The 26,657-nt window shown below is 49.1% G+C and carries 23 protein-coding genes and 1 riboswitch; of the genes, 21 read left to right on the forward strand and 2 right to left on the reverse strand.

Annotated elements, in window-relative coordinates; genetic code table 11:
- Positions 1 to 24: 24 nt before the first annotated feature.
- The 11 genes from RQP52_RS16115 to RQP52_RS16165 all read left to right on the forward strand — a co-directional run bounded on the left by RQP52_RS16115 (position 25) and on the right by RQP52_RS16165 (position 12,398).
- Positions 25 to 1,044 (forward strand): zinc-dependent alcohol dehydrogenase, encoded by a 1,020-nt coding sequence (locus RQP52_RS16115; RefSeq protein ID WP_315952810.1) that lies wholly within the window; start codon positions 25 to 27, stop codon positions 1,042 to 1,044.
- Complete coding sequence (locus tag RQP52_RS16120; protein ID WP_315952811.1) at positions 1,041 to 1,808, forward strand: SDR family NAD(P)-dependent oxidoreductase; 768 nt, start codon at positions 1,041 to 1,043, stop codon at positions 1,806 to 1,808. Before RQP52_RS16115 ends, RQP52_RS16120 begins: the two co-directional genes overlap by 4 nt.
- Before the next feature lie 19 nt (positions 1,809 to 1,827).
- A complete protein-coding gene (locus RQP52_RS16125; protein ID WP_315952813.1) occupies positions 1,828 to 2,817 on the forward strand; it encodes a sugar phosphate isomerase/epimerase family protein in 990 nt (329 codons plus the stop codon).
- A 20-nt stretch (positions 2,818 to 2,837) separates the two neighbouring features.
- Positions 2,838 to 3,647, forward strand: coding sequence for an SDR family NAD(P)-dependent oxidoreductase (locus RQP52_RS16130; RefSeq protein WP_315952814.1), 810 nt, complete (start codon positions 2,838 to 2,840; stop codon positions 3,645 to 3,647).
- A gap of 36 nt (positions 3,648 to 3,683) precedes the next feature.
- The gene (locus tag RQP52_RS16135) at positions 3,684 to 4,457 is read left to right on the forward strand and encodes an SDR family NAD(P)-dependent oxidoreductase (RefSeq protein ID WP_315952815.1); all 774 of its coding nucleotides are present in this window, start codon (positions 3,684 to 3,686) and stop codon (positions 4,455 to 4,457) included.
- A 32-nt stretch (positions 4,458 to 4,489) separates the two neighbouring features.
- A complete protein-coding gene (gene melA / locus RQP52_RS16140) occupies positions 4,490 to 5,812 on the forward strand; it encodes an alpha-galactosidase (protein ID WP_315952816.1) in 1,323 nt (440 codons plus the stop codon).
- A 167-nt stretch (positions 5,813 to 5,979) separates the two neighbouring features.
- Entirely contained in the window at positions 5,980 to 7,320 is a 1,341-nt protein-coding gene (locus RQP52_RS16145) for an extracellular solute-binding protein (RefSeq protein ID WP_315952817.1), read from the forward strand.
- A 69-nt stretch (positions 7,321 to 7,389) separates the two neighbouring features.
- Complete coding sequence (locus tag RQP52_RS16150) at positions 7,390 to 8,328, forward strand: carbohydrate ABC transporter permease (protein WP_315952818.1); 939 nt, start codon at positions 7,390 to 7,392, stop codon at positions 8,326 to 8,328.
- Entirely contained in the window at positions 8,325 to 9,143 is an 819-nt protein-coding gene (locus RQP52_RS16155; RefSeq protein WP_315952819.1) for a carbohydrate ABC transporter permease, read from the forward strand. Before RQP52_RS16150 ends, RQP52_RS16155 begins: the two co-directional genes overlap by 4 nt.
- Positions 9,079 to 10,899 (forward strand): cache domain-containing sensor histidine kinase, encoded by a 1,821-nt coding sequence (locus tag RQP52_RS16160; RefSeq protein ID WP_315952820.1) that lies wholly within the window; start codon positions 9,079 to 9,081, stop codon positions 10,897 to 10,899. Before RQP52_RS16155 ends, RQP52_RS16160 begins: the two co-directional genes overlap by 65 nt.
- On the forward strand, positions 10,896 to 12,398 hold the full coding sequence (locus RQP52_RS16165; protein ID WP_315952821.1) for a response regulator transcription factor: 1,503 nt from the start codon (positions 10,896 to 10,898) through the stop codon (positions 12,396 to 12,398). The genes RQP52_RS16160 and RQP52_RS16165 overlap by 4 nt, the downstream gene beginning before the upstream one ends.
- Here RQP52_RS16165 and RQP52_RS16170 read toward each other — a convergent pair whose 3' ends face one another.
- Entirely contained in the window at positions 12,399 to 13,343 is a 945-nt protein-coding gene (locus tag RQP52_RS16170) for a helix-turn-helix transcriptional regulator (protein WP_315952822.1), read from the reverse strand.
- 109 nt (positions 13,344 to 13,452) lie between these two features.
- Here RQP52_RS16170 and RQP52_RS16175 point away from each other — a divergent pair, with 109 nt between their 5' ends.
- Complete coding sequence (locus tag RQP52_RS16175; protein WP_315953114.1) at positions 13,453 to 15,279, forward strand: APC family permease; 1,827 nt, start codon at positions 13,453 to 13,455, stop codon at positions 15,277 to 15,279.
- Between the two features lie 69 nt (positions 15,280 to 15,348).
- On the opposite strand, the gene RQP52_RS16180 is transcribed toward RQP52_RS16175, so the two are convergent.
- Positions 15,349 to 15,870 (reverse strand): hypothetical protein, encoded by a 522-nt coding sequence (locus RQP52_RS16180; RefSeq protein WP_315952823.1) that lies wholly within the window; start codon positions 15,868 to 15,870, stop codon positions 15,349 to 15,351.
- A 285-nt stretch (positions 15,871 to 16,155) separates the two neighbouring features.
- Positions 16,156 to 16,324: riboswitch (cyclic di-AMP (ydaO/yuaA leader) on the forward strand.
- Positions 16,325 to 16,446: 122 nt separating this feature from the next.
- On the opposite strand from RQP52_RS16180, the gene RQP52_RS16185 reads away from it, so the two are divergent.
- From RQP52_RS16185 to RQP52_RS16220, 9 genes are all read left to right on the forward strand, one after another.
- A complete protein-coding gene (locus tag RQP52_RS16185; protein WP_315952824.1) occupies positions 16,447 to 16,863 on the forward strand; it encodes a hypothetical protein in 417 nt (138 codons plus the stop codon).
- 96 nt (positions 16,864 to 16,959) lie between these two features.
- A complete protein-coding gene (locus tag RQP52_RS16190; RefSeq protein WP_315952825.1) occupies positions 16,960 to 17,394 on the forward strand; it encodes a hypothetical protein in 435 nt (144 codons plus the stop codon).
- A gap of 156 nt (positions 17,395 to 17,550) precedes the next feature.
- The gene (locus tag RQP52_RS36490; protein WP_379171775.1) at positions 17,551 to 17,628 is read left to right on the forward strand and encodes a potassium-transporting ATPase subunit F; all 78 of its coding nucleotides are present in this window, start codon (positions 17,551 to 17,553) and stop codon (positions 17,626 to 17,628) included.
- Positions 17,629 to 17,676: 48 nt separating this feature from the next.
- Positions 17,677 to 19,347, forward strand: coding sequence for a potassium-transporting ATPase subunit KdpA (kdpA, locus tag RQP52_RS16195; protein ID WP_315953115.1), 1,671 nt, complete (start codon positions 17,677 to 17,679; stop codon positions 19,345 to 19,347).
- A 30-nt stretch (positions 19,348 to 19,377) separates the two neighbouring features.
- Complete coding sequence (gene kdpB / locus RQP52_RS16200; protein WP_315952826.1) at positions 19,378 to 21,420, forward strand: potassium-transporting ATPase subunit KdpB; 2,043 nt, start codon at positions 19,378 to 19,380, stop codon at positions 21,418 to 21,420.
- A 28-nt stretch (positions 21,421 to 21,448) separates the two neighbouring features.
- Positions 21,449 to 22,012 (forward strand): potassium-transporting ATPase subunit KdpC, encoded by a 564-nt coding sequence (gene kdpC / locus RQP52_RS16205; RefSeq protein WP_315952827.1) that lies wholly within the window; start codon positions 21,449 to 21,451, stop codon positions 22,010 to 22,012.
- A gap of 74 nt (positions 22,013 to 22,086) precedes the next feature.
- Positions 22,087 to 24,387 (forward strand): histidine kinase, encoded by a 2,301-nt coding sequence (locus RQP52_RS16210; RefSeq protein WP_315952829.1) that lies wholly within the window; start codon positions 22,087 to 22,089, stop codon positions 24,385 to 24,387.
- Between the two features lie 4 nt (positions 24,388 to 24,391).
- Positions 24,392 to 25,924, forward strand: a complete 1,533-nt coding sequence (locus RQP52_RS16215) for an ATP-binding protein (protein ID WP_315952830.1) — start codon at positions 24,392 to 24,394, stop codon at positions 25,922 to 25,924.
- Positions 25,921 to 26,616, forward strand: coding sequence for a response regulator (locus RQP52_RS16220; protein WP_157324221.1), 696 nt, complete (start codon positions 25,921 to 25,923; stop codon positions 26,614 to 26,616). The genes RQP52_RS16215 and RQP52_RS16220 overlap by 4 nt, the downstream gene beginning before the upstream one ends.
- The last annotated feature ends 41 nt before the right edge of the window (positions 26,617 to 26,657 follow it).

Genomic DNA, 26,657 nt, shown 5'->3' on the forward strand with positions numbered 1-26,657 from the left:
TGTTGCCAAAAAGGAGGATAGTGCATGAAAGCTTTGGTGTATGAAGGGCCTAGTACCATGAACATAAGGGAAGTGGCAAAGCCGATCCCTGGGCCGAATGAGGTGCTGATTCGCGTGGAGCGGGTGGGCATTTGCGGCTCGGAATTGAGCGGCTTCTTGGGTCATAATTCGCTGCGCAAGCCGCCGCTCGTTATGGGTCACGAGTTCTCCGGTATCGTGGAACAGGTTGGAAGTGGTGAAGGGGAGGCTAGATTCCGCCAAGGGGATCGCGTGACGGCCAACCCGCTCGTATCCTGCGGTCGCTGCCGTGCCTGCACGACAGGGGCAGCCCAGCTGTGCCCGGAGCGCCAATTAATTGGCGCGCACCGCCCTGGAGCATTCGCTGAATATGTCGCGATTGCGGAGAAGAACGTGTACCGGCTGGACGACCACGTTTCTTTTGATGAAGGCGCTTTCGCGGAGCCGTTTGCCTGTGCCGTGCATATTTGCAAGCTGCTCAGACCGCTGCCAACCGACCGCCTTTTGATTATGGGAGCGGGGCCAATCGGTCTTCTGGCGCTACAGGCAGCCAAGGTGTATGGCTTGCAGCAGGTCGTAGTCGTTGATATCAATGAACAGCGACTCGAAATTGCCAAGGAACTTGGAGCCGTAACCGTAACTCGCGTAAGCAGCCTTGTGGAGGGGCATACCTTCGATGCGGCCATTGATGCCGTCGGTATGGAGCTGACCCGCCAAACTTGCGTGGAGTCGGTGCGCCCGGGGGGCCGGGTCATTTTCACCGGTCTGCACGAGGACACAAGCCGCCTGCCGATTAATCAAATAATCCGCAGCGAGATTCAGATGACGGGGGCTTTCGCGTACCATTCGGACGATTTCGAGACAGCGCTTCAGTGGATTAGCGAGGGGCGTGTCAGCTTGTCGCCGTGGACAAAACTGGCTCCGCTTGAAAGTGGAAGTGCTTGTTTTGACATGCTCATCAAGAATCCGGGGAAGATCGCGAAGATACTTTTGACACTGGATGAGAAAGGGGAATCTGTCCAATGAGTTTGGAACTCTTCAAATTAGATGGCCGTGTTGCTTTAATTACAGGCGGGACGCGGGGGCTTGGCTATGTCATGGCTCAGGCTTTGGCAGAAGCTGGGGCTGATGTGATCGTGACAAGCCGCGAGAAGGAGAAGGCGGAAGCGGCTGCACGCGAGATTGCCGAGTCAACCGACAGACGGGCGCTTGGGTTAGCGGTGGATGTTACGATAGCCGAGCAGGTTGAGGCGATGGTTGCGGATTCCGTCCAGGCGTTCGGACGGATTGATATTTTGATCAACAATGCAGGGATTAATGTGCGGAAGCCGATCGAAGATTTTGATGAAGCGAGCTGGGATCTCGTTCAGAATACGAACTTAAAAGCGCCGTATCTATGTGCCCGCGCAGTCGCCAAAACGATGAAAAGCCAGCGTTACGGCAGAGTTATCAACCTGTCCTCTATGCTGGGGAGCATCGCACTGCCGGAAAGAGGAGCCTATTGTTCCAGTAAAGGCGGCCTTATTCAGCTAACGAAGGTGCTGGCCTTGGAATGGGCGCCTTATAACATTACGGTGAATGCGCTTTGCCCGGGGCCGATTGCGACGGAGCTGAATACGGTTGTGATGAATAATCCGGAAGCCAATCGCTTTTTTATCGAAAATATTGCTTTGGGACGTTGGGGCAGGCCTGAGGAGATCATAGGGGCTATTATTTATATGGCATCGGAAGCGTCCAGCTTTATGACAGGGGCTTCCATGGTTGTTGATGGCGGTTGGACGGCGAGATAGAAGGGAAAGGTGAATTCGGATGAAACTCGGACTTGCTGTATATGGCACTACCTTTATGATGGGCATCCATCCTCGCTCGACGCGTCCGCGTATCACGGCGTCTCAATTGCTTGAGCAGGCGACCGGGTATGGGCTCCAAGGCATTGAGCTTCCGTTGTCGCTGCTTGAGGGCGAAGACGCAGCCGCGTTAACTCGTCAAGCTAAAGCTAGAGGGCAGTATCTCGTAGTAGCCTCAGGTGGCTACGATCCGAAACCGCTTAAGGAAGCTATAGAAGCGGCTGCGAGACTAGGCGCGCCAACCGTCCGCACGGTCGTGGGCGGTGCGGATTTTGGCGGTGACCGGCGTAGAATGGCCGGGCGGTGGCCGTCATTTTTACAGGAAGTGTTATCCGGGTTGGGAGAGGCGGCAAGAGCGGCGGAGCAGGCAGGTGTCGTACTGGCGGTGGAGAATCATCAAGATCTGGCTTCCGAGGAACTGTTATGGCTCTGTCAGGAGATCGGTTCACCTTACTTCGGTATTACGCTGGATACCGGCAATCCGCTGGCGACGGCAGAGGAGCCGGTCGATTTTGCAAGGAGGCTCGGGCCGCACCTTAAGCATGTGCACATGAAGGATTATTGGATCTACATGAGCGATGACGGCTATCGCCTCGTACGTTCTCCGTTAGGCCAAGGCGTCGTGGATTTCGCTGCGCTGCTTCAGGTGTTTGATGAATATTGTCCGAAGGTCAATATGTCGATGGAGCTGGGAGCGCTTGAAGCGCGTCATACAAGAGTGCTTTGTGAGGATTACTGGCAGGACTACCCGCAGCGGTCAGCAGCGCAGCTTGCCAACCTGTTGCGTTTCGCACAGGCCAATGCCAGACCGACTGGAGATTGGCGAACCCCTTTTGAGAAGAGTGCACCGGAAGAAGACATTATCGCCTATGAACAAAGGCAGTTCCTAACGAGCTTATCTTATTTGCAAAATTTGATGCAAACGCACAACACCGCTTCGCAGACGATGTAAAGGGAAGGGGAGGACGCAGGATGCATATTGACCTATCTGGAAAAGTGGCAATCGTTACCGGCGCCGGCCGGGGGATCGGGAAAGTGATTGCTCTAGCGCTTGCCAAGGAAGGCGTGACGACCGTTGTCACCGATATTAATGAGTCGAATTTGGGGGACATTCAGAAAGAATTAGACCAAAGTGGTTGCAAAGGCAGTACGTTCTTGTGTGATGTGCGCAACTATACGCAGATTCAAGAAGTCGTTCAACATGTCGTGGATCAGTATGGTGGTATTGATATTTTAGTGAATAATGCCGGGGTCGCCGGAGGAGCACCTGTGGATATCCTTTCCGAAAAGGTTTGGGACTTGAACCTTGATATTAATTTGAAAGGGACTTTTCTCATGTGTAAGGCTGTTGCGCCGGTAATGAAAAAGCAAAGATCGGGCCGGATCATGAACGCCGCCTCGTTCGCCGCCATCGTGCCGAGCTATGGCAGTGCAGCCTATGCGTCCTCCAAAGCCGGTGTGGAGCAATTCACCCGTGTGCTGGCCGGGGAGCTGGGTCCGTGGAACATTACGGTGAACTGTTACGCCCCCGGGATGATTCCGACGGACATGAACCATTTCGCGGAGCTTCAGGAGCCTCAGCAGCAGCGCTTGCTTGACACCTTGACGCTGCGCCGCTGGGGAGAGAAGACAGATGTTGCTAACCTGATTTGCTTCCTCGCTTCTGACTATGCCGGCTATATCACCGGCACGATGATTGATATCAGCGGCGGGAAGCTGGCCACACAAATCCCGCGGATGGCTTATGAGAAAGCGGCAGCCGAGGGTACTTACGAATTTTAGAGCGTGTTCAGGTTCTAGCGACGAAGGAGGAGTACGATGAAAGATACAGCTGGCTTTCAATATGATGGCAAAACCGTGCTCGTCACCGGAGCAGCCAAAGGGATCGGCGCTGCCATTGCCGAGCAGTTCCTGCTGTCCGGAGCGAACGTTGTGATCGCTGACGTAGATGAGCATGGGGAAGACGTCGCTGCTGCATGGCGGAAGGAAGGCCGCTCAGCGCAATTTTTCCGGTGCGATGTATCCAAGGGCGCAGAGGTGGAGCGGATGGTGTCCTTCGCAGAGACATCGTTCGGGGGCTTGGACATCGTGGTGAACAATGCCGGCATCTTCCCCAGAGCTGACTTATTTCAGACGGATGAAGCGTTCTGGGATCTTGTCATGGGGGTTAACCTCAAGGGAGCCTATTTGACCTGCCAAGCGGCTGTGCCTGGCATGATCCGCAGAGGGGGAGGCAATATCGTCAATATTGGCTCCCTTCACGCAAGGAAGGGATCGCCGGATACATTGGCCTATTCGATTTCAAAAGGCGGTATCGTCACGCTGACGCTGAATTTGGCAGGCTCTTTAGCCAAACATCGTATTCGTGTGAACTGCATACATCCTGGCTGGGTCGCTTCCGAAGGGGAGATGGCTCGGCTTGCTTCGACGGGGGAAGACGAGAAGTCTTTGGAGAAAGCAACCCAACGCATGCCTATGGGCCGGATGCAAAATGGCCAAGATATTGCATCCGCTGTTCTTTTTATCACATCTGATCAGGCAGGACAAATTACGGGCCAGCAGCTTACGGTTGATGGTGGACTTGGTTTGTAAGTCAGATAAATGAGCGAGGAGTGATCGTGAGGATGACGAAGATTGCTTTTATCGGCGCAGGCAGTTTGGTGTTTACGAAAAATTTGGTTCGAGATTTACTAACGTTTCCCGCCTTTGAGGCTTGCACCATCGCTTTGATGGATATTTCGGAGGAGCGGCTGGCTTACGCCAAGACAGCGGTTGATAACATCATCGCCGCAGGAGGATACAGGGCGAAGGTAGAGGCAACGACGGACCGGGCGCAGGCGCTAACCGGGGCGGATGGCGTGGTCTGTACCATTCTGGTCGGCGATTTGGAGATCTGGCGTACAGATATCGAGATTCCCAAAGCTTACGGCGTCGATATCAATATAGGCGATACCCGAGGTCCATCGGGTATTTTCCGTTTTTTGCGCACGATTCCCGTGATGCTGGAGATATGCAGGGATATTGAGCGTTACTGTCCCGAAGCGATCTTCCTGAACTATTCGAATCCGATGGCGATGCTGATCAGAGCGATGCAAGGCCAAAGCAACGTGCAAGTCACAGGTTTGTGCCATAGCGTGCAAGGGACGGCAGCGATGCTGGCCGGTTGGATTGGGGCGCCGATGGAGGAGATTACTTACCGGTGTGCGGGGATCAATCATCAAGCCTTCTATTTGGATTACAAATGGAAAGGCAAGGACGCTTACCCGCTCATTCGCGAAGCTGTGATGAAGCGGCCTGAAATCTACAATGAGGAACAGGTCCGCAACGAAATGTTTCTCCATCTGGATTACTATGTGACGGAATCGAGTGGTCATAATTCGGAGTATAATGCTTGGTTCCGCAAACGTCCGGATTTGATCGAGAAATACTGCACCCATGGTACAGGCTGGAATCCCGGGCATTATGCAGAGATCATCAACTATGCGGAGAAGCTGCGCGGAGGTTGGCATAAGCAGATGGAAGAGTGGCGGGACAGTCCTATCGATTTGAAGCGCGGCGAGGAATATGCGTCCTATATCTTCAACGCGACAATCGGTGACGGCACTCTCTTTGAATTTAACGGCAATGTACGGAACCTGGGATACATCGATAATTTGCCGCAAGGCTGCTGCGTGGAGGTCCCTGTTCTGGCGTTCAAAGGACGGCTAAGCCCGATTCACGTCGGGGCACTGCCGGATCATTTGGCTATCCTGGTCAATACAAGCGCTCGCTGCGAGGAATTGGCGGTGCAAGGGGCGCTCACGGGGGACCCGCGAATGATTTATCACGCCATTTGCTTCGATCCCTTAACGTCCGCCGTTCTCAGCCTGGCCGAGATTCAGGAAATGGTTGATCGCATGTTCGCAGCGAATAAAGAGTGGCTGCCTCAATTTAAACATCTCTCTTAAAGCAAGCTAATCCAATCCGAATTCCTCCCATGGAAAATAGCGCTTCCACTGTAGATTTAGCACACTTGTAAGCGCAACCAAAATTGGTATGATTAAGGTGTGAAACATTTCCGTATTCACAGAGGGCAAGTCATCACTTCAATCATGCAAAGGGAGGATTCGTAAAAATGAAAAAAACATTTTTAAGCGTTGCTGCCATGATGCTAACGATTTCCGTAGTTTTCATGGGCTGTTCCAGCCGACCAAGCTCGGGAACATCTACGACGGAAAGTCCGGCGGCGGCGGCGACTACGAAACCGACAACGACGACGGCGGCAAGTACCCCGGATGCCAAACCGAGTGGGGATAAGATCAAGCTTACGGTGTACAGTACGATCTCCGAACTGCCGAATCAAGAAATGATGAAGGGCATTGCGGCTGATTTTACCAAGGAAAATCCGAACGTGGCCGTTGAATTCCAATTCCCCGGCGCAGAATACGAGAACATTCTGAAGGTTAAAATGGCGGCAAACGATTTGCCGGACGTCTTCGATACGCATGGTTGGGCGATTATCCGTTATGGCAAGTATCTAGCGGATCTACGCAATGAGCCATGGGCAAAAGATATGACGGACACAATCAAACCTGTCGTCACGGATAAAGACGGCAAAGTAGAAGCGCTTGTCATGAGCGAAGCCAAAGACGGGATTTCCTATAACGCTGAAATTCTTGAAAAATACAGCATCACCCCGCCAAAAACGTTTGATGAGCTGATGGCGGCAGCTGAGAAAATCAAATCATCCAGCAACGGAGCGGTGACACCGTTCTTCATGTCCGGTGTGGATAACGGGATGATCGGCGGTTTCTCCGATCTGTACGCCACATCGATGTTTATCTCTCCGGCGACGAACGATGCCAAGACGCTGCTCGATGGGACATTTGACTGGAACAAATGGACACCGCTTGCGCAAAAGCTGCAGGACATGAGCAAGAAGGGGTACATCAACAAAGATGTGCTGACGGCCAAATACAGTGACATGCCGCAACTGTTTGCACAGGGCAAAGTAGCTTTCGTATTCGGTGCACCTTCTTTCGCGGACGAAGTGTACAAATACAATAAAGCTGCCAAAATCGGTATTGCCCCGCTGACCTCGATGGTCGAGGGAGACAGCCAATCCTTCTCGGGCGGTGAGCGGTATACGATGGGTGCCTGGAAAGATGGTAAGCACTTGGCAGAGTCCAAGAAGCTGATCGCCTTCTTTGCCAAACCAGAGAATATGTCCAAAATCGCCAATGCGACCAAGCTGCCTGCAGGTCTGAAAAACATTGCGTCCAAGCATGAATTCTCCGAATACTACAAGCAATTTGAAAACATTCGTGTTTTCCCTTACTTCGACCGTGTGTATCTGCCAAACGGCATGTGGGACGTGATGTGTAAAACAGGCGTTGCCTTGCTTGCGGGAACGGTATCTCCTCAACAATTCTCTGACAAAATGAAATCCGAATATTTACGTCTGCGCAATCAGTAGTCGTGGAATGGGGAGGGTGACAGCCACCCTCCTTTTTTCTCTATGATCATGAAGGAGGAAGGTGAATTTATGGCTGAATCAAGGACAGTGCTTGCGCAGACCCGTTCCGGTAAAAAAACGGAAACAACCTTTGGCCGCCTCGTGCGCAGCGGGGCTTTGCTAAATTTGCTCTATATTCCGGCGCTTCTTTTATTTTTCATTTTTATTTTTTATCCGTTTTTTAAAGGGATCAAAATTTCATTTACGAATTGGGACGGCTACAATCAAGACTACAAATGGATCGGTTTCAGCAATTATAGCCGGATGTTCACGGATCCTGAGATCCTTAAGGTTATCCGCAATACGGCCATTTATGGTATCGGCAGCGCTGTTTTTCAAAATGTGATCGGCTTGTTATACGCTTTATTCTTAAATCTGAATATCCGAACCCGAGGACTTGTCCGTACGGTCATTTATTTGCCGGTCATTATCTCCTCCTTGATTATGGGGTACATCTGGTATTTCTTCTTCCAGTATCAAGGCGGTGCCATCAATGACATTATTTTATTGTTCCATGATCAGCCTTCGAATTTGCTGGGAGATCCGAATCTGAACGTGTGGATTATTACCTTCGTCAACACGTATCAGTACTTGGGGATCGCGATGGTGCTCTATTTGGCCGGATTGCAATCCATTCCAAGGGATTACTACGAGGCGGCGACAATTGATGGAGCGGGTCCCATGCAGCGTTTCGCTCATGTGACATGGCCGCTTATTGCACCGGCCTTTACGGTCAGCATGGTGCTCAATCTGATTGGCGGTCTGAAATTGTTCGACGTCATCGTCGCATTGACCAACAGCGGTCCAGGTTATGCCTCCGCGTCGTTGTCTTCGATTATGTACTTGCTCTATTTTGGACGGGAAGATGCCGGATATGCCGCTACGATCGGTATTCTGATGTTCATCATGATCTCCATCGTGAGTATTACAGCCTTGCTGTTTCTTAGAAAGAGGGAGGTTAACGCATGAAGAACAAACGAAAAAGTCTGTTAACGCTGCTCTCTCTTGTCATTTGCCTGGCTCATATTTTGCCCTTCTATATTTTGATTACGACTTCACTCAAAGCCTTCGACGATCTAAGCTCCAAATGGATGTTTCCAGGGTATCTGTTCTTCGATAACTTCCGTGATGCTTGGAAGGAAGCGCATCTGGCGGATGCATTCCGGAGCAACTTCATCGTGACGGTCATTTCGGTCGTCCTGATTGTCGTGATCGGCTCCCTTGCCGCTTATCCGCTTGCCCGGCGCCAAACGAGCTGGAATAAGTTCATTTATGCGCTTTTCGTATCCGCTTTGATCGTTCCCCCATTGACTATTCTGGTTCCGTTGTATAAATTTATGGTAGATATTGGTGGGATGAATCAGTATTGGGGTATCATTTTATTGTTCATTACCTTCAATCTGCCAATGACGATTTTCTTGTACACCGGCTTTATCTCCACGATTCCCAAGGATTTGGATGAAGCGGCGATGATTGATGGCGCAGGTCGGTTCCAGCTGTTTTTCACGGTGATCTTGCCGCTTCTGAAGCCTGTGACGGCGACTGTCATTATTTTGTCTGGTGTTGCTGTATGGAACGACTATCAATTCTCGATCTTTTTCTTGCAAAAACCAGAGATGCGGACCATCACGGTAGCGCTTTCATCATTCTTTGGCCAGTACACGAGCAATGTAGGTTGGGTGGCTGCCGGGTCCTTCATGGGCGCGATTCCGATGACGATTGTATACTTATTTTTGCAGCGCTACTTTGTCTCGGGACTTGCTTCCGGCGCGATCAAAGGTTAATCGCCAGGAGGTTGATACAATCAGACAATCGATTCGATTCCGGTTATCTCTGCTATTTTTCATTACTATTGTCATCCCGATTGTCGGTATTGTTGTGAAGTTACCTTCCTATTATCTCGATTTAATAAAAGAACAGGAGTCCTCTCTGCTAGAGGGGACTTTAACTGCGCTCACGTTCGATATTCAAACGTATTTGGACGATTTGGAACGAATGACGGTCACCCCTTATTTGAATAATGAAGTGATGCTTGCTTTGAAATTGAAATCGACTTCGCAGTGGAAGCTCCTTACTCCGTATGAGCAATACGAGGCTGAAGAAGTCCTGAATAAGACCCTCCCCAGCTATTTGAAAAATATGCGAAAGGACATACTCGGAACCATTCTGCTGCCGATGGATGGTTCTGTTTACATTACACCGCCCCTCAGTTTCTCGGATCAAGCGGTGAAAGGTTTCCCTTTTAAAGAGCAGGATTGGTATATCAAGGCGGTGAAGGCGGACGGGAACGTAGCGTTCACTGGTGTTCATAAGCAGGATTATCTGAATAATGTCGATAGTGAGGTTTTTTCCGTTACACGTCTGATCAAGGACCCGGACTCCAGCAGGCCGCTGGGCATTATTATGGCGGATGCCGACACGGTGCTTTTGGATCAAATGATGAAAGGCATTCGGCTGAGCAAGGGGGCTAAGGTGGTCATCCTTGACGATAATCAGCAATTGATCTATGCGAATCAGCCCATTTCGGGCGACATGCAGCGCCAAATTGCCTCAGGAAGCCGAACGGTCATGGACGTGAAGGATTCCTATACGGTCGTTCGTGAAACGATCTCCCGCTCGAATTGGGTGATTGCGATCCTGTCGCCGGAGGCTTTTATTCAAGCCCATTTGAAGCGGGTATATTGGATTGGCACAGCTTTTGCGGCTAGCGGCTTGCTGATCGCGTTGATTTTGTATTTCACAGTATCCCACTGGATTGTCACGCCTTTCAAACAAATGATTCAAGTGATGAAGCGCGTCCAGCGCGGGGATATGAATACGTTGTATCGTGTGAAGGGCAACGATGAAATTTCCCAGTTAGGCAGCAATTTGAATACGATGATCTACAAGCTTGATGAGCTGATCGACCGGGAATACAAGGCTGTGCTGGGGAAGCGGAACGCGGAGTACCGGGCTTTGCAATCGCAAATCCAGCCGCATTTTCTGTACAACACATTAAATGGCTTCATTGGCCTTAATCGAACGGGCCAGAGCATGCAGCTGGAGCGGGCTATTTTATCGTTAAGCGGGATGCTGCGCTACACCCTGGAACATAACGATTGGGCGCAGCTGCAGGAGGAAATCGATTTTATCAACAAGTATTGCGGGCTCCAACTGGTTCGTTTCGCCGAGAAAATTCAGGTGCACATTAGCTGCGATCCGGATGCTCTGTCGCTCTTAATTCCGAAGCTGCTGCTGCAGCCGATCATTGAGAATGCTATCATTCATGGCATTGAGCCCTGCGATCATAGCTGTGAGCTGAGGATGGACATCCATATGCAGTCGATCCCTGGCGAGAAGGAAGAAGTATTAGCGATACATATTAGCGATAACGGGGTGGGATTTGAGTCCAGCAAGGTGCAGGAGGGTTTAGGCATTCGGAATGTTAGGGAACGGTTGCAGCTGTCTTTCGAAGGAGCATCGATGAGTATTCATAGTGCTAAGGATCAAGGAACCAGTGTTCAAATCCTAATACCTTTAAAGGATGTGAGGCGAGGATGAAGTTGATCATTGCTGATGACGAGAATCTGATTCGGGCGAGCATTCGCAGTATGGTTCAGGATGTAGAATCCTCCTGGCACATTGTTGGCGAGGGAGCCAATGGCGAGGAACTCCTTGAGCTGGTCAGCGAACATAAGCCGAATGTTGCGATTATTGATATCCGGATGCCCCGAATGAATGGGCTGGAGGCGATGCGTCTGGGCAAAGCGATCTCGCCGCGCACCAAGTGGATCATTTTGAGCGGATTTTCAGATTTTGCTTATGTGCAGGAGGCACTGCAGCTCGGGGCGTCTGATTATTTGCTGAAGCCGGTGAATCCGCTGGATTTGGAGAGGGCGCTGACGAATACTGCCAAGCACAACAAAGAATTCATCCAAATGCTTAACCAGCAGTTCGAAAATAGTTTATTTGCCCTTTGCAATGGGCTCACGACGTTGAAGTTTGAGGAGTTGGACAGTGTCTATGTGCAAGGCTGGTTCATCGGAGCCGTTTGTATCTTTGACACGACCAAAACCGGGAAAGACTTATCAGACATGACCTGCGCTTTCTATGATGACTTGCGTGAGCGTATGACAAGTTTGCTCGTATATGGCATGAATTTCGCCATGGTGTCGCTGCCTGATGGGGAGTGTGCAGTGATCGGTTCCTGGGATCCGGCGAAAGGGTTCGACTGCAGGGAGCAGGTGCAGCAATTTTTTGACGAACTGGCAGGTGTTGCTGAACCGTATCGCCAAGATGGCTTGGCTATAACGATTCTGCAGACCGGAGAATGCCGCGGCTTCGATCAATTGAATGCCCAACTCGCTCAGCTTGGGGAATGGAGCCATCTGCGTGTGGTTCGCGGCATCGGCCAGCGCATCAGGTACATGGAGCTGGAGGCGGAAGCTCGGGTGCCTGAAAGCTCTAAAACCAGTCAACTCTTTTGCGCTATTAAGCAGCATATGTATTTCAGGGCGTATTTGAATTACCAAACGGCGGTGGGTGAGCTGGAGGGATTGCTTTTAGCAGGCAAACGAAGTTCGAACGAGCAAACACGGCGGGCTATTCAGCTGTACATGGTGCAGGCATTGGGTGTTGGAGAGACAGATGATGCCGTGCGCTCAGAGGCTGAAGTGATCAGGGAGCTTAGGAAGATCGGGGAAAGCAAACTGCGGGAGATCAAACCCCGGGAGCCGGTCACGGCGGATCTGGTCGAACAGGTCGTTCAATATCTCGAGCAGCATTACATGGACGATATCGGCATAGGTTCAATTGCCCAGCAGCTCAATGTGTCTGCCAATTATTTAAGCATGCTGTTTAATAAAAAAACCGGAACACCGTTCGTTAAATACTTAACGAATATTCGCATGCTGAAGGCCAAAGAGCTGCTGCTGAATACCAATTTGCAAGTGAAGCAAATCGCGGAGAAGGTCGGCTACTACAGCACGCGGCACTTTACCAAACTGTTCGTCGAGAACTGTTCCAGCTATCCGTCGGATTACCGCAAGAGTCACGCGTAGTCAAATGAACTGAGAGAACTTGCGGTACTGCTGTGCCGACATGCCTTCCCACTTTTTAAATATACGGCTGAAATAATGAAAGTCATCATAGCCGACTTCGAGCGAGATTCGCTCGATTTTATCATCTGTTTCGCGCAATAGCCGCTTAGCCTGCTGATGCCGCACGGATTGCAGGTATTTATTAGGGCTCATGCCTAACATATCTTTAAAAAGCTTACTCATATAGTCTTCATGAACGTTGATGAAAGCGGCCATTTCGACATTGGTCCACTTTTTTCGGTAACTCGTTTTGAGTTCATGAGCTAAATGCAGTAAGCTTTCTTGATATTTCGGGTGAAGGGTGCGGTCAGTCTCCGCTTGATGACGGATCAGCAGCGTGAGCATTTGGAGCATCAGCCCCTTGGAGACCATTTCGAAGCCTTGTTTCTGCTCGGTCATTTCATGAATGGTCGCTTCCATCAGCGAAACGACAGCTGGCGGTAGCGAGATGGAGTAACCGTACGGAAACAGAGGTGCCCCGTCGATATAAGGCATCGCGCAAAAACAATCCATGAGAGGATGGCTTTCATCCACGACAATATCCCCTTGCTTCACGCGCAGGTCGCTAAAGAAATCAAAGTGAATCCCCAATAGATGAACATGCGGCGCTGTTAATACTTCAATGGTGTGATACACATTGGCAGGTATAAGCAGCAGCCTCCCCGCAGGAATCAACATCGACTTTCCTGATAAAGTGGCCTGCAGCTCGCCTTGTATGACATAGAGAAACTGAAAGTCGTAAATGCGCCGCGCCCATTTGAATTGAGGCGTTCTTTGGTGCAATTGAGCCCAATGGACGCTGGGCGCCAAATCACGATAGGTGGTATGCCGAATCGGGGAGATGCCTGTCAATGTCATCACCATCCAATGGATAGACTGGGTAGTCACTCGGTACCATTTTATCACATCGCTTGTTCGACTTTTGTAGAAACTTGGCAGTATGATTTGTGGTTCTTATTCTAACTTAGGGGGTAATTTAAGGGAGGATGAACTCAAAACATTTGGCGGTGGTATGATGTTTTCTGCATTGAAAAGGTTACTCATTGGTCAGCCTTTGAAATCAGCCGAGTTAGGGGAGCAAAAGCTGAACAAAACAAAGGCGCTAGCGATCCTGTCGTCTGACGCGCTATCATCAGTCGCATACGGACCTGAACAGATACTGATTGTGCTTATCACCATAAGCACCGCGGCTCTTTGGTACTCGATACCGATCGGCGTGGGTGTGCTCATTCTATTATTGGCTCTCATTTTGTCTTATCGGCAAATTATTTTCGCCTATCCCCATGGGGGCGGGGCCTATGTCGTTTCGAAGGAAAATTTGGGTGTAAACGCCGGCCTTCTCGCAGGAGGCTCCTTGCTGGTGGATTACATCCTAACCGTAGCGGTCAGCATCTCAGCGGGGACAGACGCAATTACTTCTGCCTTCCCGTCGCTCCACCCCTACAATGTGAATATTGCTATTCTGCTCGTTGTCGCCATCACGATTCTGAATCTCAGAGGGATCACTGAATCTGCCTCCATCTTGGCCTATCCCGTCTACTTATTTATTTTGGCGCTGATTATATTAATCTGTGTAGGCTTGTATAAAGGGGTGACTGGCACAGTTACACCTGAGATGCATGCTCCTATAGGAACGCCGGTTGCCGGGATTACTTTGTTCTTGTTATTGAAAGCTTTCGCATCGGGCAGCTCGGCCTTAACAGGTGTGGAAGCAATCTCCAATGCCATTCCGAACTTCAAAGACCCGGGACCGAAGAATGCCTCCAAAACCTTAGCGGCCATGGGATTGCTGCTTGCCATTCTGTTCTCCGGCATCGTGTATTTGGCTTATGCCTATGGCATTGCGCCTAAAGCGGAGGAAACCGTCGTCTCGCAGATCGCCTCTCAAACCTTTGGGAGAAATTACATGTACTACTTCATTCAAGGCACGACAGCGCTGATCCTTGTGCTTGCCGCGAATACCGGGTATTCGGCCTTTCCTTTGCTCGCCGTTAATTTGGCCAGGGACAAATATATCGCTAGAATGTTCACGATCCGAGGGGATCGATTAGGGTATTCGAACGGGATTATATTTCTGGCGATTATGTCGATCATTCTGATTATTGCGTTTAAAGGCAGAACGGAGCATCTTATTCCGCTGTATGCTGTGGGTGTGTTTATTCCCTTTACACTTGCGCAAACAGGGATGCTCGTCAAATGGGTGCGCGAAAAGCCCAAAGGCTGGATCGTTAAACTAACGATCAATTTGATTGGCGCTTTGATTAGCTTTACCGTCATGCTGATCTTTTTTATCACGAAGCTGGGGCAGGTATGGCCGGTGTTTATCTTCCTCCCCTTGATTGTTTATACGTTCCATAAAATCAAAAAGCACTACGAGGCCGTGAGTGAGCAGCTGCGGATCACGACGTGTGAGCCTTCTATCCCGATCAAGGGGAATGTGATGATCGTGCCTGTCGCAGGAATTACCCATGTCGTGGAAAATTCCATGAATTACGCGAAATCGTTAGCGCCAGATCAGATTATTGCGGTGTATGTGGCCTTTGATCGGGAGGCAGAGAAGCAGTTCCAAGAAAAATGGGAGTGTTGGCAGCCGGATGTGCGGTTAGTCACCCTGCACTCCCACTATCGGAGCATTATTCAACCGTTGACGAAGTTCATCGATACTGTGGAGCATAAGGCGAACGAGTCGAATTTCCGGGTAACCGTCTTAATTCCGCAGTTTATTCCCAAACGAAACTGGCAGCACATTCTCCATAATCAGTCCAGCTTACTGATCCGCGCGTTTCTGCTGTACAGGCGGGATCTCATCGTGACGACGGTGCCGTATCATTTGAAAAAGTAGCTGACCATAAACGTACAGAAATCGGCAGTAAAACGCCATTTCTGTACGTTTTTTGTATGTCAGGCTTTCCTACATCGTAGGACTCCCCGTTTTGATTCTTTTCCCAAGGTGGTGCTCTCTTTGCACCCTTCGAATGAACGCTTGAAGTTCCTGCTCGGTTTCACACACGGCCGCGTGCTCTAACCAAAGGAAAAACCTTTTTTTCGATATGGCTGAAGCATGCAGAGGAAAGGTATTTCTTGATTTGACAACATACAAGCCAGAGGGAACATTCTTCCAAGGTGCTGTGAAATTCATGCGAATTGACAGCCTTGATCGCTTCTCCCAGTCTTGCTCCTTTTGTTTATTTCGTATGGATCTGTACATGTTCATGATCACGTAATGCTCCGAGATTTCGGTCAAATTGGCATATCCGGCTCGTTGCGCTTTTTGAATAATGTCTGATTTCTCCTTAGAGAACCAGTACCCGACAATAACAGGGAAACGGTTAGCCTCTTCTAACCATAAGACGCCGAACCACTCGTAAGTTAAGGGGATCGGATTTAACATTTCGGGGATTAACCCTAAATAATAACGGGGAGCGGAAGCCATCGTTATTTCTCCTTTGCACGTAAGACCTGACAGCAATAATGTGTGTGTTCTGCTCCTCAATTGTAAGGCTGAGAGGAATAAAAATGGGGTAAAGAAAAGCGGGGTAACCCATAAAAAAACGATAAAAATGGCGTAAATGGAAGAAAAACGAAGCTTGAATAACGAGAATTCATGCTTTAATTGTTTGAAAGCGCATCCACTCGTCTATATGGCAAAAAGAAGGTCGCGGTACGTTTTACAAGGCGGATCTCCGAGGCGTAAGATTCAGAGCATCAACTTCACAACAAGTTGATAACGCTGAGTCCCCACAAGGGGAACGGGGGAACCAATAGAGGACGGATACAGATCAACGTCTTCGCGGGGTGAATCCAAGGCAAGCTCCGGCTTGCCAAGGTAGGGCGCTTCCAAGCCCGAATCCGACAGCTAACCTCGTAAGCGAATTGGGAGAGAGCCAACGTTCTATGTGCTAATTACAGCTTGCTTGTTATACCAAGCTGCCAAGAAGCCCGAGAGCAGGGAGTCTCTGCTCGCAGGCTTCTTTTTGTTGTCCAAAAAATGAGGAGAGTGAATCTACACATGGTTCCCGAATGCAAGATTACCCGAATTGAATGCTATCGCTTTGATGATGAATTATCCGATAAACTGCTGCCCGGACATGGCCGCGACTGCCATTGCGGCATCCTTTCCATCTCAACAAGCTTGGGAACAAGCGGTTTAGGAGATTATGAAATTCCTTGCGGCAATCTAAAGGGAGATTTCGTTCAATGGGCTGTTGTCTTTCAGAAACTCAAAGGGCTTTCCCTTGAGGACGGTTTGCAGTATGTCCGTCAGAAGAAAGAGGCATGGGGAGAAGTAAGGACTCATGTGATCGAGTCGGCATTAACTGACTTGTCAGATAAGCTTCAACATAAATCTATAGGCAACAAAGAGTTGGATGTTCTATCGAATCGTTCATATATCTTTGACCATTCAGAGGCCTATGTCTCTTTCTAAGCATGCGCATTTTTATGTTTTTTTTATATGCACGCTAAGGATTCTTTACCTCATTTTTATACAGTTCGGCGTTACAATGAGTCAGGAAAGGAAGCGATGAAAGTCATGCAAAGCGATTTGCTGCTAATAGCTGCGCCAACCAAGGCAGGCGAGGACTTTATGAAACAAATCAGGTTGGCTGGGTTTCCTTATGTTGCATTAACGAACAACAAGATGGAAAAACTCAAGCTAGAAGGGCAGGGAGTAAAAAAGATCATCCAGGTGGATACATCATTACCGGGTTCACCCCATATCCCCGATTATCCGATCGGGAGCATTATTCTGTTCGAAGAAAGCTTGACGTTATGCTGCCGCTATATTCAGATATGCCGCAGTTGGACTTCAGGGCCGATGTATGTGATTACCCAAAGTGTAAATCCCCGATTGATTTATAAAGGGTTAGGCGCTGACTACGTTATTTATTCTAAAAATGGTGATGTGAAGTTTCTTCTATCATCTCTATTACAAACAAATAAATTAGGTTCTGTCTGATCTGGAGGAGGTGCGCGATGTACAACGATGTAACAATGGTCTTATTAATGGCATTAACCTTTCTGGGATTTTGGGGATTTATGAAATTTTGCGAAAAAGCGTAAGCTGATGCTTTCGATGCGAGTTTTTGAATGAAAACTTATAGGAGGCAACCAAATGATTGTGATTGGACTAATTGCGCTAGCGATCATGGTGTATCTCGGTTTTGTTTTAGTGAAGCCGGAGAAATTTTAATGGATAAATTAGAACTTATGTAAAGCAGGGGGAGAACCTACTATGGGTATGGGATTGTTGCAAGTAGTCATCACACTGGTGATTATCATGCTTTTGGTGAAGCCGGTGGGCAGCTACTTGGTGAAAGTTTTCGGTTATGAAAAGAGTGGTCTGGATCGTGTGTTCGGCCCCTTCGAGCGTATGTCCTATCGCCTAATGGGTGTTAAAGAAGACGAAGCGATGGGATGGAAGAAGTACTTAGGAGCTGTATTAATCGTCAACTTTGTCATGATGATCCTCATGTACGCCGTATTTCGGCTTCAAAGTTTTCTGCCGTTTAATCCCGATGGGATTGGCAACGTATCTCCAACAATCGCTTTTAATACTACGATTTCCTTTATTACAAATACGAACTGGCAAGCTTACAGTGGTGAAAACACGCTTTCCTATTTCTCTCAGATGGTAGCCATTACGTTCCCGATGTTTACATCGGCGGCAACCGGATTCGCCGTAGCGGTAGCTTTTATCCGCGGATTAGTGGGTCGTCAAGATAACCTCGGAAACTTCTACGTGGATATGACTAGGGCGATTACTCGCGTCTTTCTGCCGCTTAGCTTCATTGTCGCTTTAATTTTAGTTTTTCAAGGCGTCCCGCAAACCTTGCTGGGAGCTGTTCAAGCGACAACGATTGAAGGGGCTGAACAAACGATTACTCGCGGTTTAGTGGCTTCCTTGGAATCGATTAAGCATATCGGTACCAACGGTGGCGGATGGTTCGGAACGAATGCTGCGCATCCTTTTGAAAATCCAACGCCGTTTACCAACATGATCCATATTATTTGTATGATGCTTCTGCCGACTTCGCTCGTATACGCATTCGGATTAATGATTAAGAACAAGAAACAAGGTTGGACCGTCTTCGCGGCCATGGGAATCATCTTCCTGGTCATGCTGGCGACGGTGTTCTACGCAGAGTATAAAGGCATATCTGCTGTGGATGCGATGGGCGTTCATGGGAATATGGAAGGCAAGGAAGTTCGATTCGGATTATCTGAAACAGCGCTTTTCACAACTGTTACGACAGCAGCTACAACAGGCTCTGTTAATGCGATGCATGAATCGCTTACACCGCTAGGAAGCATTGTTCCTTTTGCGGAGATGATGTTAAATAACGTATTTGGAGGCAAAGGGGTCGGCTTATTAAACGGACTGCTTTATCTCATCTTGTCTGTATTCATTTGTGGACTGATGGTTGGACGTACGCCAGAATTTATGGGCAAAAAGATTGAAGGCAAAGAAGTGAAACTGGCTGCGATCGCGATTCTGACGCATCCTCTCATCATTTTAGCACCGACGGCTTGGGCGTTGATTCGTCCTGAATCGGTCACGTCCATAGCGAATCAAGGGATGCATGGCCTTTCTGAAGTTCTGTATGCTTTCACCTCCGGTGCAGCCAATAACGGATCTGCCTTTGGCGGTTTGAGCGCTGGAACGAACTTTTATGCGATGAGCATTGGTCTTGTCATGCTGGTTGGACGATATATTTCCATTATCGCCATGTTAGCAATAGCAGGCTCACTTGCTACTAAGCGTGTTGTGCCCGTTACAACAGGTACACTTCGGACGAATACGCCTTTATTTATGGGGATTTTGATCATGATTATTTTAGTTATCGGTGCTCTAACGTTCTTCCCGGCGCTTGCATTGGGACCGATTGCTGAACATTTGGCAGCGCGTTAAGGATAGACGTAATAGAGAGGGAGGATTTACATGGCAGTGGAACGTAAAAAAACATTAACAAAAGAAATTGTCAATCAAGCTATTGTGGATTCATTTAAGAAATTAAATCCATGGGTAATGATTAAAAATCCGGTCATGTTCGTCGTAGAAGTAGGTACCGTCATTACCTTTCTATTATCACTTGCACCTGACCTATTTGGCTCGACGGAAGTAGGCAGGGCTTATAATATCGCGGTCTTTCTGATTCTGCTCTTTACTCTGCTTTTCGCGAACTTTGCGGAAGCACTGGCAGAAGGGCGCGGCAAGGCGCAGGCTGACTCTCTACGGAAAACGAAGTCCGATACGAAAGCTCGTCTGGTTCAAAAGGATGGCTCCTACAAGGAAGTGTCTTCTACTACACTCCGTAAAGGCGATATCGTTCGTATTGAAATCGGTGAGATCATCCCATCCGATGGCGAAATCATTGAGGGCTTGGCTTCCATTGATGAATCCGCCATTACAGGTGAATCTGCTCCTGTTATTAAAGAAGCGGGAGGCGACTTCTCTTCCGTAACCGGCGGTACACGGGTAGCGTCCGACTATATCGTTGTCAAAGTGACGACCGATCCGGGTGAATCTTTCTTAGACCGTATGATTGCTCTTGTGGAAGGCGCGAAACGGCAAAAAACGCCGAATGAAATTGCTTTAACAACACTGCTTGCCGTATTGACGCTGATCTTCTTGATCGTCATTATGACCATGGTGCCAATGGCCCAGTATTTGAATGTGAAACTGGAGATTTCCACGCTGATCGCGCTGCTGGTCTGTCTGATTCCGACAACCATCGGCGGTCTCTTATCTGCGATCGGTATCGCCGGTATGGACCGTGTAACGCAGTTTAATGTGCTTGCGATGTCCGGTAAAGCGGTTGAAGCCGCAGGCGACATCGATACGATGATTTTAGATAAAACGGGAACCATCACCTTCGGGAATCGCATGGCGTCCGAATTCGTTCCTGTAAGTGGCGTGACAGCCAAAGACATTACGTTTGCTTCTCTTCAAGCTTCTGTTAAAGATGAAACACCGGAAGGGCGCTCCATTGTTGAGCTTGCCAATAAACTTGGCGAATCCTGGCAAACAAATGCTTACGAAGGTGCGGAAGTTGTCGAGTTCACGGCTGAGACGCGTATGTCGGGGCTTAATCTCGCAGGAGGCTCCAAAGTACGTAAGGGCGCTGTTGACGCGATCAAAAAATATGTAACAGCTTTAGGCGGTAAAATTCCTAATGATCTGGAGACGATTACGAACCGGATTGCTAAGGCCGGAGGCACTCCTCTTGCTGTAGCAATTAATGATCGAATCTACGGTGTAATTTACCTCAAAGATACTGTAAAACCGGGCTTGAAGGAGCGTTTTGCCGAGCTGCGCTCGATGGGGATCAAAACTGTCATGTGTACAGGGGATAACCCGCTGACAGCTGCAACAATTGCTCTTGAAGCAGGCGTAGATGAGTTTATTGCAGAGGCGAAACCGGAAGATAAAATCGCTGCGATTAAAAAGGAACAGCAAGAAGGCAAGCTTGTAGCGATGACAGGCGACGGAACGAATGATGCTCCTGCTCTGGCGCAAGCGGACGTAGGTTTGGCGATGAATTCAGGCACCATGGCGGCGAAGGAAGCCGCTAACATGATCGATCTGGACTCCGATCCAACCAAACTGCTTTCCGTTATTTCCATTGGGAAGCAGCTGCTGATCACGCGCGGAGCTTTAACAACCTTCTCCATCGCCAATGATATCGCCAAGTATTTCGCGATCATTCCTGCGATGTTTATCCTGGCGATGCCGCAGCTGCAGGCCTTGAATATTATGAATCTGGCATCGCCGGAATCGGCTATTCTATCCGCTTTAATTTTCAATGCCATCATCATTCCGCTGCTGATTCCAATTGCGATGAAGGGCGTTAAGTATCGCGCAATGTCAGCGGATCGATTGTTGTCCCGTAATGTTCTGCTATATGGGATTGGCGGGGTCATCGTACCGTTCATCGGGATTAAAATTATCGATATGATACTTCACGGATTAAATATCGTTTAAAGAGAAAGAGAAACGAGGAGATAGCGTCATGAAATCGGTTTTTATAGCAGTTCGTGTATCTATATTGTTCATGATCGTTTGCGGGCTTATTTATCCGCTGGTTACGACGGGCGTGGCTCAAGTCTTATTTCCGAAGCAAGCGGATGGAAGTCTGATTGAATCCGGCGGAACGGTCATCGGCTCGGAATTGCTGGCTCAGAGCTTCGAGTCCCCTAAGTTGTTTCACCCAAGGGAATCTACGGCGAAGTATGATCCCAAAGCTTCTTCCGGCTCCAATATGGCGGTAGCTTCAAGCGATTATGCAGCGTCTTTGGCAGAAAAGATTGATGCCTTGAAGAAGGAAAATCCTAGCCTGACCGATATTCCAGCTGATTTAGTCACGATGTCCGGCTCCGGCTTTGATCCGGATTTGTCACCGGAAGGGGCCAAAGCCCAGGTGCCTAGGATCAGTAAAGAAACAGGAATCGCAGAGAACGTGCTTAACGGTCTCGTTGATCAGTTTACAAAAACCAGACAGCTCGGTTTTCTCGGTGAGCCAAGGGTGAATGTAACAGAACTGAATATAGAGCTGCTGAAACAAGTGAAGTTGTAAGCAGCTGACAACCACTCTCGATAGGTCGAGAGTGGTTTCTGCGTCATTATGAGGAGAAAGGAGAGGACGCTGGATTGGATGGTTTCAAAAGGAAAACACCGGAAGAAATTCTATTATCTATCTCCAAATTGCATCGCGGGAGTCTGAAAATCTATATAGGTGCGGTCAGCGGCTCAGGAAAGACGTACCATATGCTGCGGGAAGGGCATAATCTCAGGCAGCAGGGGATTGATGTGGTCATCTGCGCGGTATCTACGCTGCAAAGGCCGGAGACCGTGGAACAATTAGGAGATTTGGAAAGAGTACCGAGCATTCATTGGATGAAAGACGGCACGGAGCAAAAGGATTTAAATCTGGATGCATTAATGCAGAGAAATCCGGAAGTTGTCCTGGTTGACGGGCTGGCCCATCTTAATAGACCAGATGCCCGTTTTCCCACGCGCTTAGATGATATCAAGTTTCTACTGGCTAACAATATTAGTGTGATTACGACTGTTAACGTGTATGAGCTGGCAGAGGCGATGGAAGTTGCACATAAGTTGACGGGGATCGAAGTGGGGCATTGTGTGCCTTCAGATACGCTGGAGTTGGCCGATGAGGTTCGCTTAATTGATGCAACGCCGGAAATGATTCTGAATCGACTGGAAGAGGGGCATCTCAAGGGCAATAAAGACTCCGCTCTATTCAAGCGCGGCAACTTAGGCGTACTAAGAGAATTGGCGTTGCGTCTTGTTGCAGAGGACGTTAACGATTCGCTGGAAGCGCATCGTGAGCAGATGGGGATTCTGGGGCCTTCAGGCGCCACAGAACGCATACTGGTAACCGCCCAATATCATTGGAACGGTTCAATTTATGTGCGGAGAGGCCAACAGATCGCGAAGCGGTTGAACGGTGATCTTCATGTGGTGACGCTGCGTAAATTCAATAAACCGCTTTCGAAGGAAGCCTCTGCTTTTCGCAGATCGATTATGAAGCTTGTCGAAAAAGTGGGCGGCAAGTTCGATGAGCTTCCGCTACGATTCCGCCGTTGTATTCCCAAAGCTTTAGTTAATTATGCGATCCATCATAAAGTAACCCGAATTGTCTTGGGGCATTCCAAACAAACCAAGTGGCAAACCTTATGGCAAGGATCTGTGATCAATGGCATTTTAAAAAGAGTCAAAAATATCGATGTGTTCCTGGTCGCTGATCGTGCCGCTCGGGATGGGGAACGCATACTTCCTGCTCACATGCAGGTGTCGAAGGAGCCGTATAAATATAAGCGTCTGAGCAAGCAAGAGGTTCAAGCGAAAATTGAGAAAATCAAACGAGGCAGGTTCAAAGTCTATATTGGAGCCGCCCCGGGCGTAGGGAAAACATACACCATGCTGCGGGAAGGCAACGATTTGCTTAAGAAAGGCATCGATGTGAAGATCGGGCTGCTCGAAACGCATGGAAGAAAAGGAACCATCGAACAGATTGGCGAGCTGGCCGTTATACCGCGGGCAGAAATAACCTATCAAGGCGTCAGGCTTGAGGAGATGGATACGGAAGCCATTATTAAGGCGCGGCCTGAAGTCATTTTAGTGGATGAACTAGCCCATTCGAATGTACCCGGCAGCAAATACAAAAAAAGATACGAAGATGTGCTGGAAATCCTGGAAGCAGGCATATCCGTCATTGCAACCGTCAACGTTCAGCATTTGGAAAGCTTAAACGATGCCGTCGAGCAAATTACCGGAATCCGGGTTCGCGAAACGGTTCCTGACAGCATTCTTCGGGCGGCGGATGAAGTGCAATTAATTGACGTGGCTCCTGAAGCTTTACAGCTTCGCATGAGGGAAGGCAAGATTTATGCGATGATCAAAGTGGATCAAGCGTTGAACAACTTTTTTAAAACCGGTAATCTGATTGCTCTACGGGAACTAGCTTTACGTGAAATTGCTGATGATGTAGATGAACGTCTGGAATCTATGGAGCGCAAGAACTCCCTGCGAGGCCCCTGGCGGAGAAAAGAGGTTATTTACGTCTGCATCACGGAGATATCACAAGCGGACCGCCTCATTCGCCGGGGATTTCGAATCGCACACCGGCTGAAAGCGGCTTGGTACGTAAGCTTTATCGCAGTGGGGAGTGGCGAGCAATGGAAGCCTAAGCTGGAAACGCTGGAGAAGCTGACGGTTAGGCTCGGTGGCGAGTTTGTATATCAAGAAGTGATGAGCCGTAAAGCTGTCCCAGCTGTGTTTGCCTCTCAAGCAAGTATGGCAGGGGCCACGCAAATGATCGTATGGAAAGACGCTACAGTTAAAAAACTGCTGCCGCTTGCTTCCCAAATGGATGTGCTCATTGTCGCCGATTACGATCTATGGCAATCCGCAGGAAATAAGGTAAAATGAGAGCATGATGAATAAAACAAATGGTTGGAACCGATGGAAGTCTTATGTGATTACAGCTCTTTTTATTGCTGTGGTGACCTTATTTTTAAAAGCTTTTGGCGATTTTTTAGGCCTGGTGAATGTCTCTCTTTTCTATCTGCTTCCTGTTCTTTTTAGTGCGGTGCGCTGGGGGAGGGGGCCTTCCTTTTTTGCAGCGGCAATGGGCGTATTATCCCTAGATTTCTTATTTGTCCCTCCTGTATTTAGTCTCACAGTTGCGGATTTGCGTTATTTGATCTCATTTTTTGTCTTTTTATCCGTTGCCGCTCTCACGGCAAGCTTGGCTTCGAAGCTTCGCAATCAGATCCATCAAGCACAGCAGAGTGAAGCCAGTACGGCTGCCCTGTATGCGTTAAGCCGTAAAATTACGGCTATTTCCGATTTAGAAGGACTTCTTAATCAGATTGTACAGCATGTTTCTGAAGCATTAAGCGCAAAAGCTGCAATTCTACTACCAAACCCATTGGGTGAACAGCAAGTAGGAGCCTATTCCAAGGACGGGATCGAGTGGGCGGAAGATGAATCCCACTTGTCTATCGCGGCATGGGTTTACAATCATCATGCGAGCGCGGGGCGCGGCACACATTCGCTGAGAGAGTCCTCAACGCTTTACGTCCCGCTTGAGACAGATCGTCAAGTACACGGCGTATTAGCTGTGTATGTCGGTGAGCGGCCGTTAACGGAGATGCCGGAGCTGATTCGCTTCATCGAAGCACTCTCGGATCTGGTGGCTGTTGCGATTTCCCGCGTTAAGCTGGCTAATGAAGCCAAAGTGGCTCAATTGACCGCCGAGTCTGAGAAGCTGCGAACGGCGCTGCTGGACTCGCTCTCTCATGAGCTGCGAACACCGCTAGCTACCATCATAGGCTCTGTGACGGGGCTGTTAGAAAGTGAAGCTGTATTTAGTCCTGAAGACCGACGTGAGCTGCTGCTAACGATTCGTGAAGGGTCAACAAGGATGAATAGGCTAGTAGGGAATTTGCTCGGCATGGTTCGAATTGAAAGCGGCATGCTGCGGTTGAATAAACAGTGGTGCGGGATCGAGGACATTGTCGGAGTCGCGCTCGCCCAACTGAAGGATGCTTTGCAGCATAGGAAGGTGAGCATTCGGCTTGCTCCGGAGCTACCTTCCGTCCCGCTGGATGACGTGCTGATCGAACAGGTGCTGATTAATGTGATCAGCAATGCCATCAAGTATTCGCTGGAGGGCAGCGAAATTGTGATCGAAGCGGCGCAGCGCCGGGAAATGCTTGAACTGACCATCAGGGATGAGGGAGCGGGCATTGCGGCAGAGGACTTGGATCGGATTTTTGAAAAGTTTTATAGGGGACAATTAACCAAACATATCCCCGGTACCGGACTCGGGCTTGCGATCTGTAAAAGCATCGTGGAAGCCCATGGCGGGCAGATCGTTGCCCAAAGAAATGAGCCCAAAGGAACGGCTATTCATATCAGTTTGCCGTTACAATTCGCTGAGAAACAGGGGGATGGAGCATGACAGCAACTGGGGCGAAAATTTTAATAATTGATGATGAGGCGCAAATTCGCAAGCTGTTGCGAGTAACATTGAATGCGCATGGCTTCGATGTGACAGAAGCTGCAACGGGCCAAGAGGGCTTATTGCAAGCCACAATGGTTCGGCCGGATCTCATCGTGTTGGACCTCGGATTACCGGATATGACAGGGATGGATGTGCTGCAGCATATTCGTGAATGGTCGCAGGTACCGATCATTATTCTTACTGCCCAAGACCAGGAGCAGGATAAAGTGGCTGCCTTAGACCGGGGGGCTGATGATTATGTGACAAAGCCCTTTGGCATGGGAGAGTTTATGGCACGCATGCGGGTGGCGTTACGCCATATCGCTAAGACGCAAGATGAACCTGTGTTGAAATTAGGGGATCTGGTGATTGATTTATCCCAACGGGTCGTGGAACTCCACGGAGAGAAGCTCAAATTGACACCTACGGAGTACGATTTGCTAAAAGTGTTAGCCCTTAACAACGGTCGCGTAATGACACATCGCCAATTGCTCAAACAAGTATGGGGCGGCTCGCAGTATGAATCCGACAGCCAATATCTTCGGGTATACGTCGGCCATTTGAGGAAGAAAATCGAAGAAGATTCGACAAGACCCCGTTATATTCTGACGGAGCCGGGAATTGGTTACCGCTTTGCTTGGCAAGAATAGCTCCTTTTTGTATAGCCTTACATCACTTGTGGGAAATTAAC

This window comes from Paenibacillus violae (assembly GCF_032461945.1).
GTDB lineage: Bacteria > Bacillota > Bacilli > Paenibacillales > NBRC-103111 > Paenibacillus_E > Paenibacillus_E violae.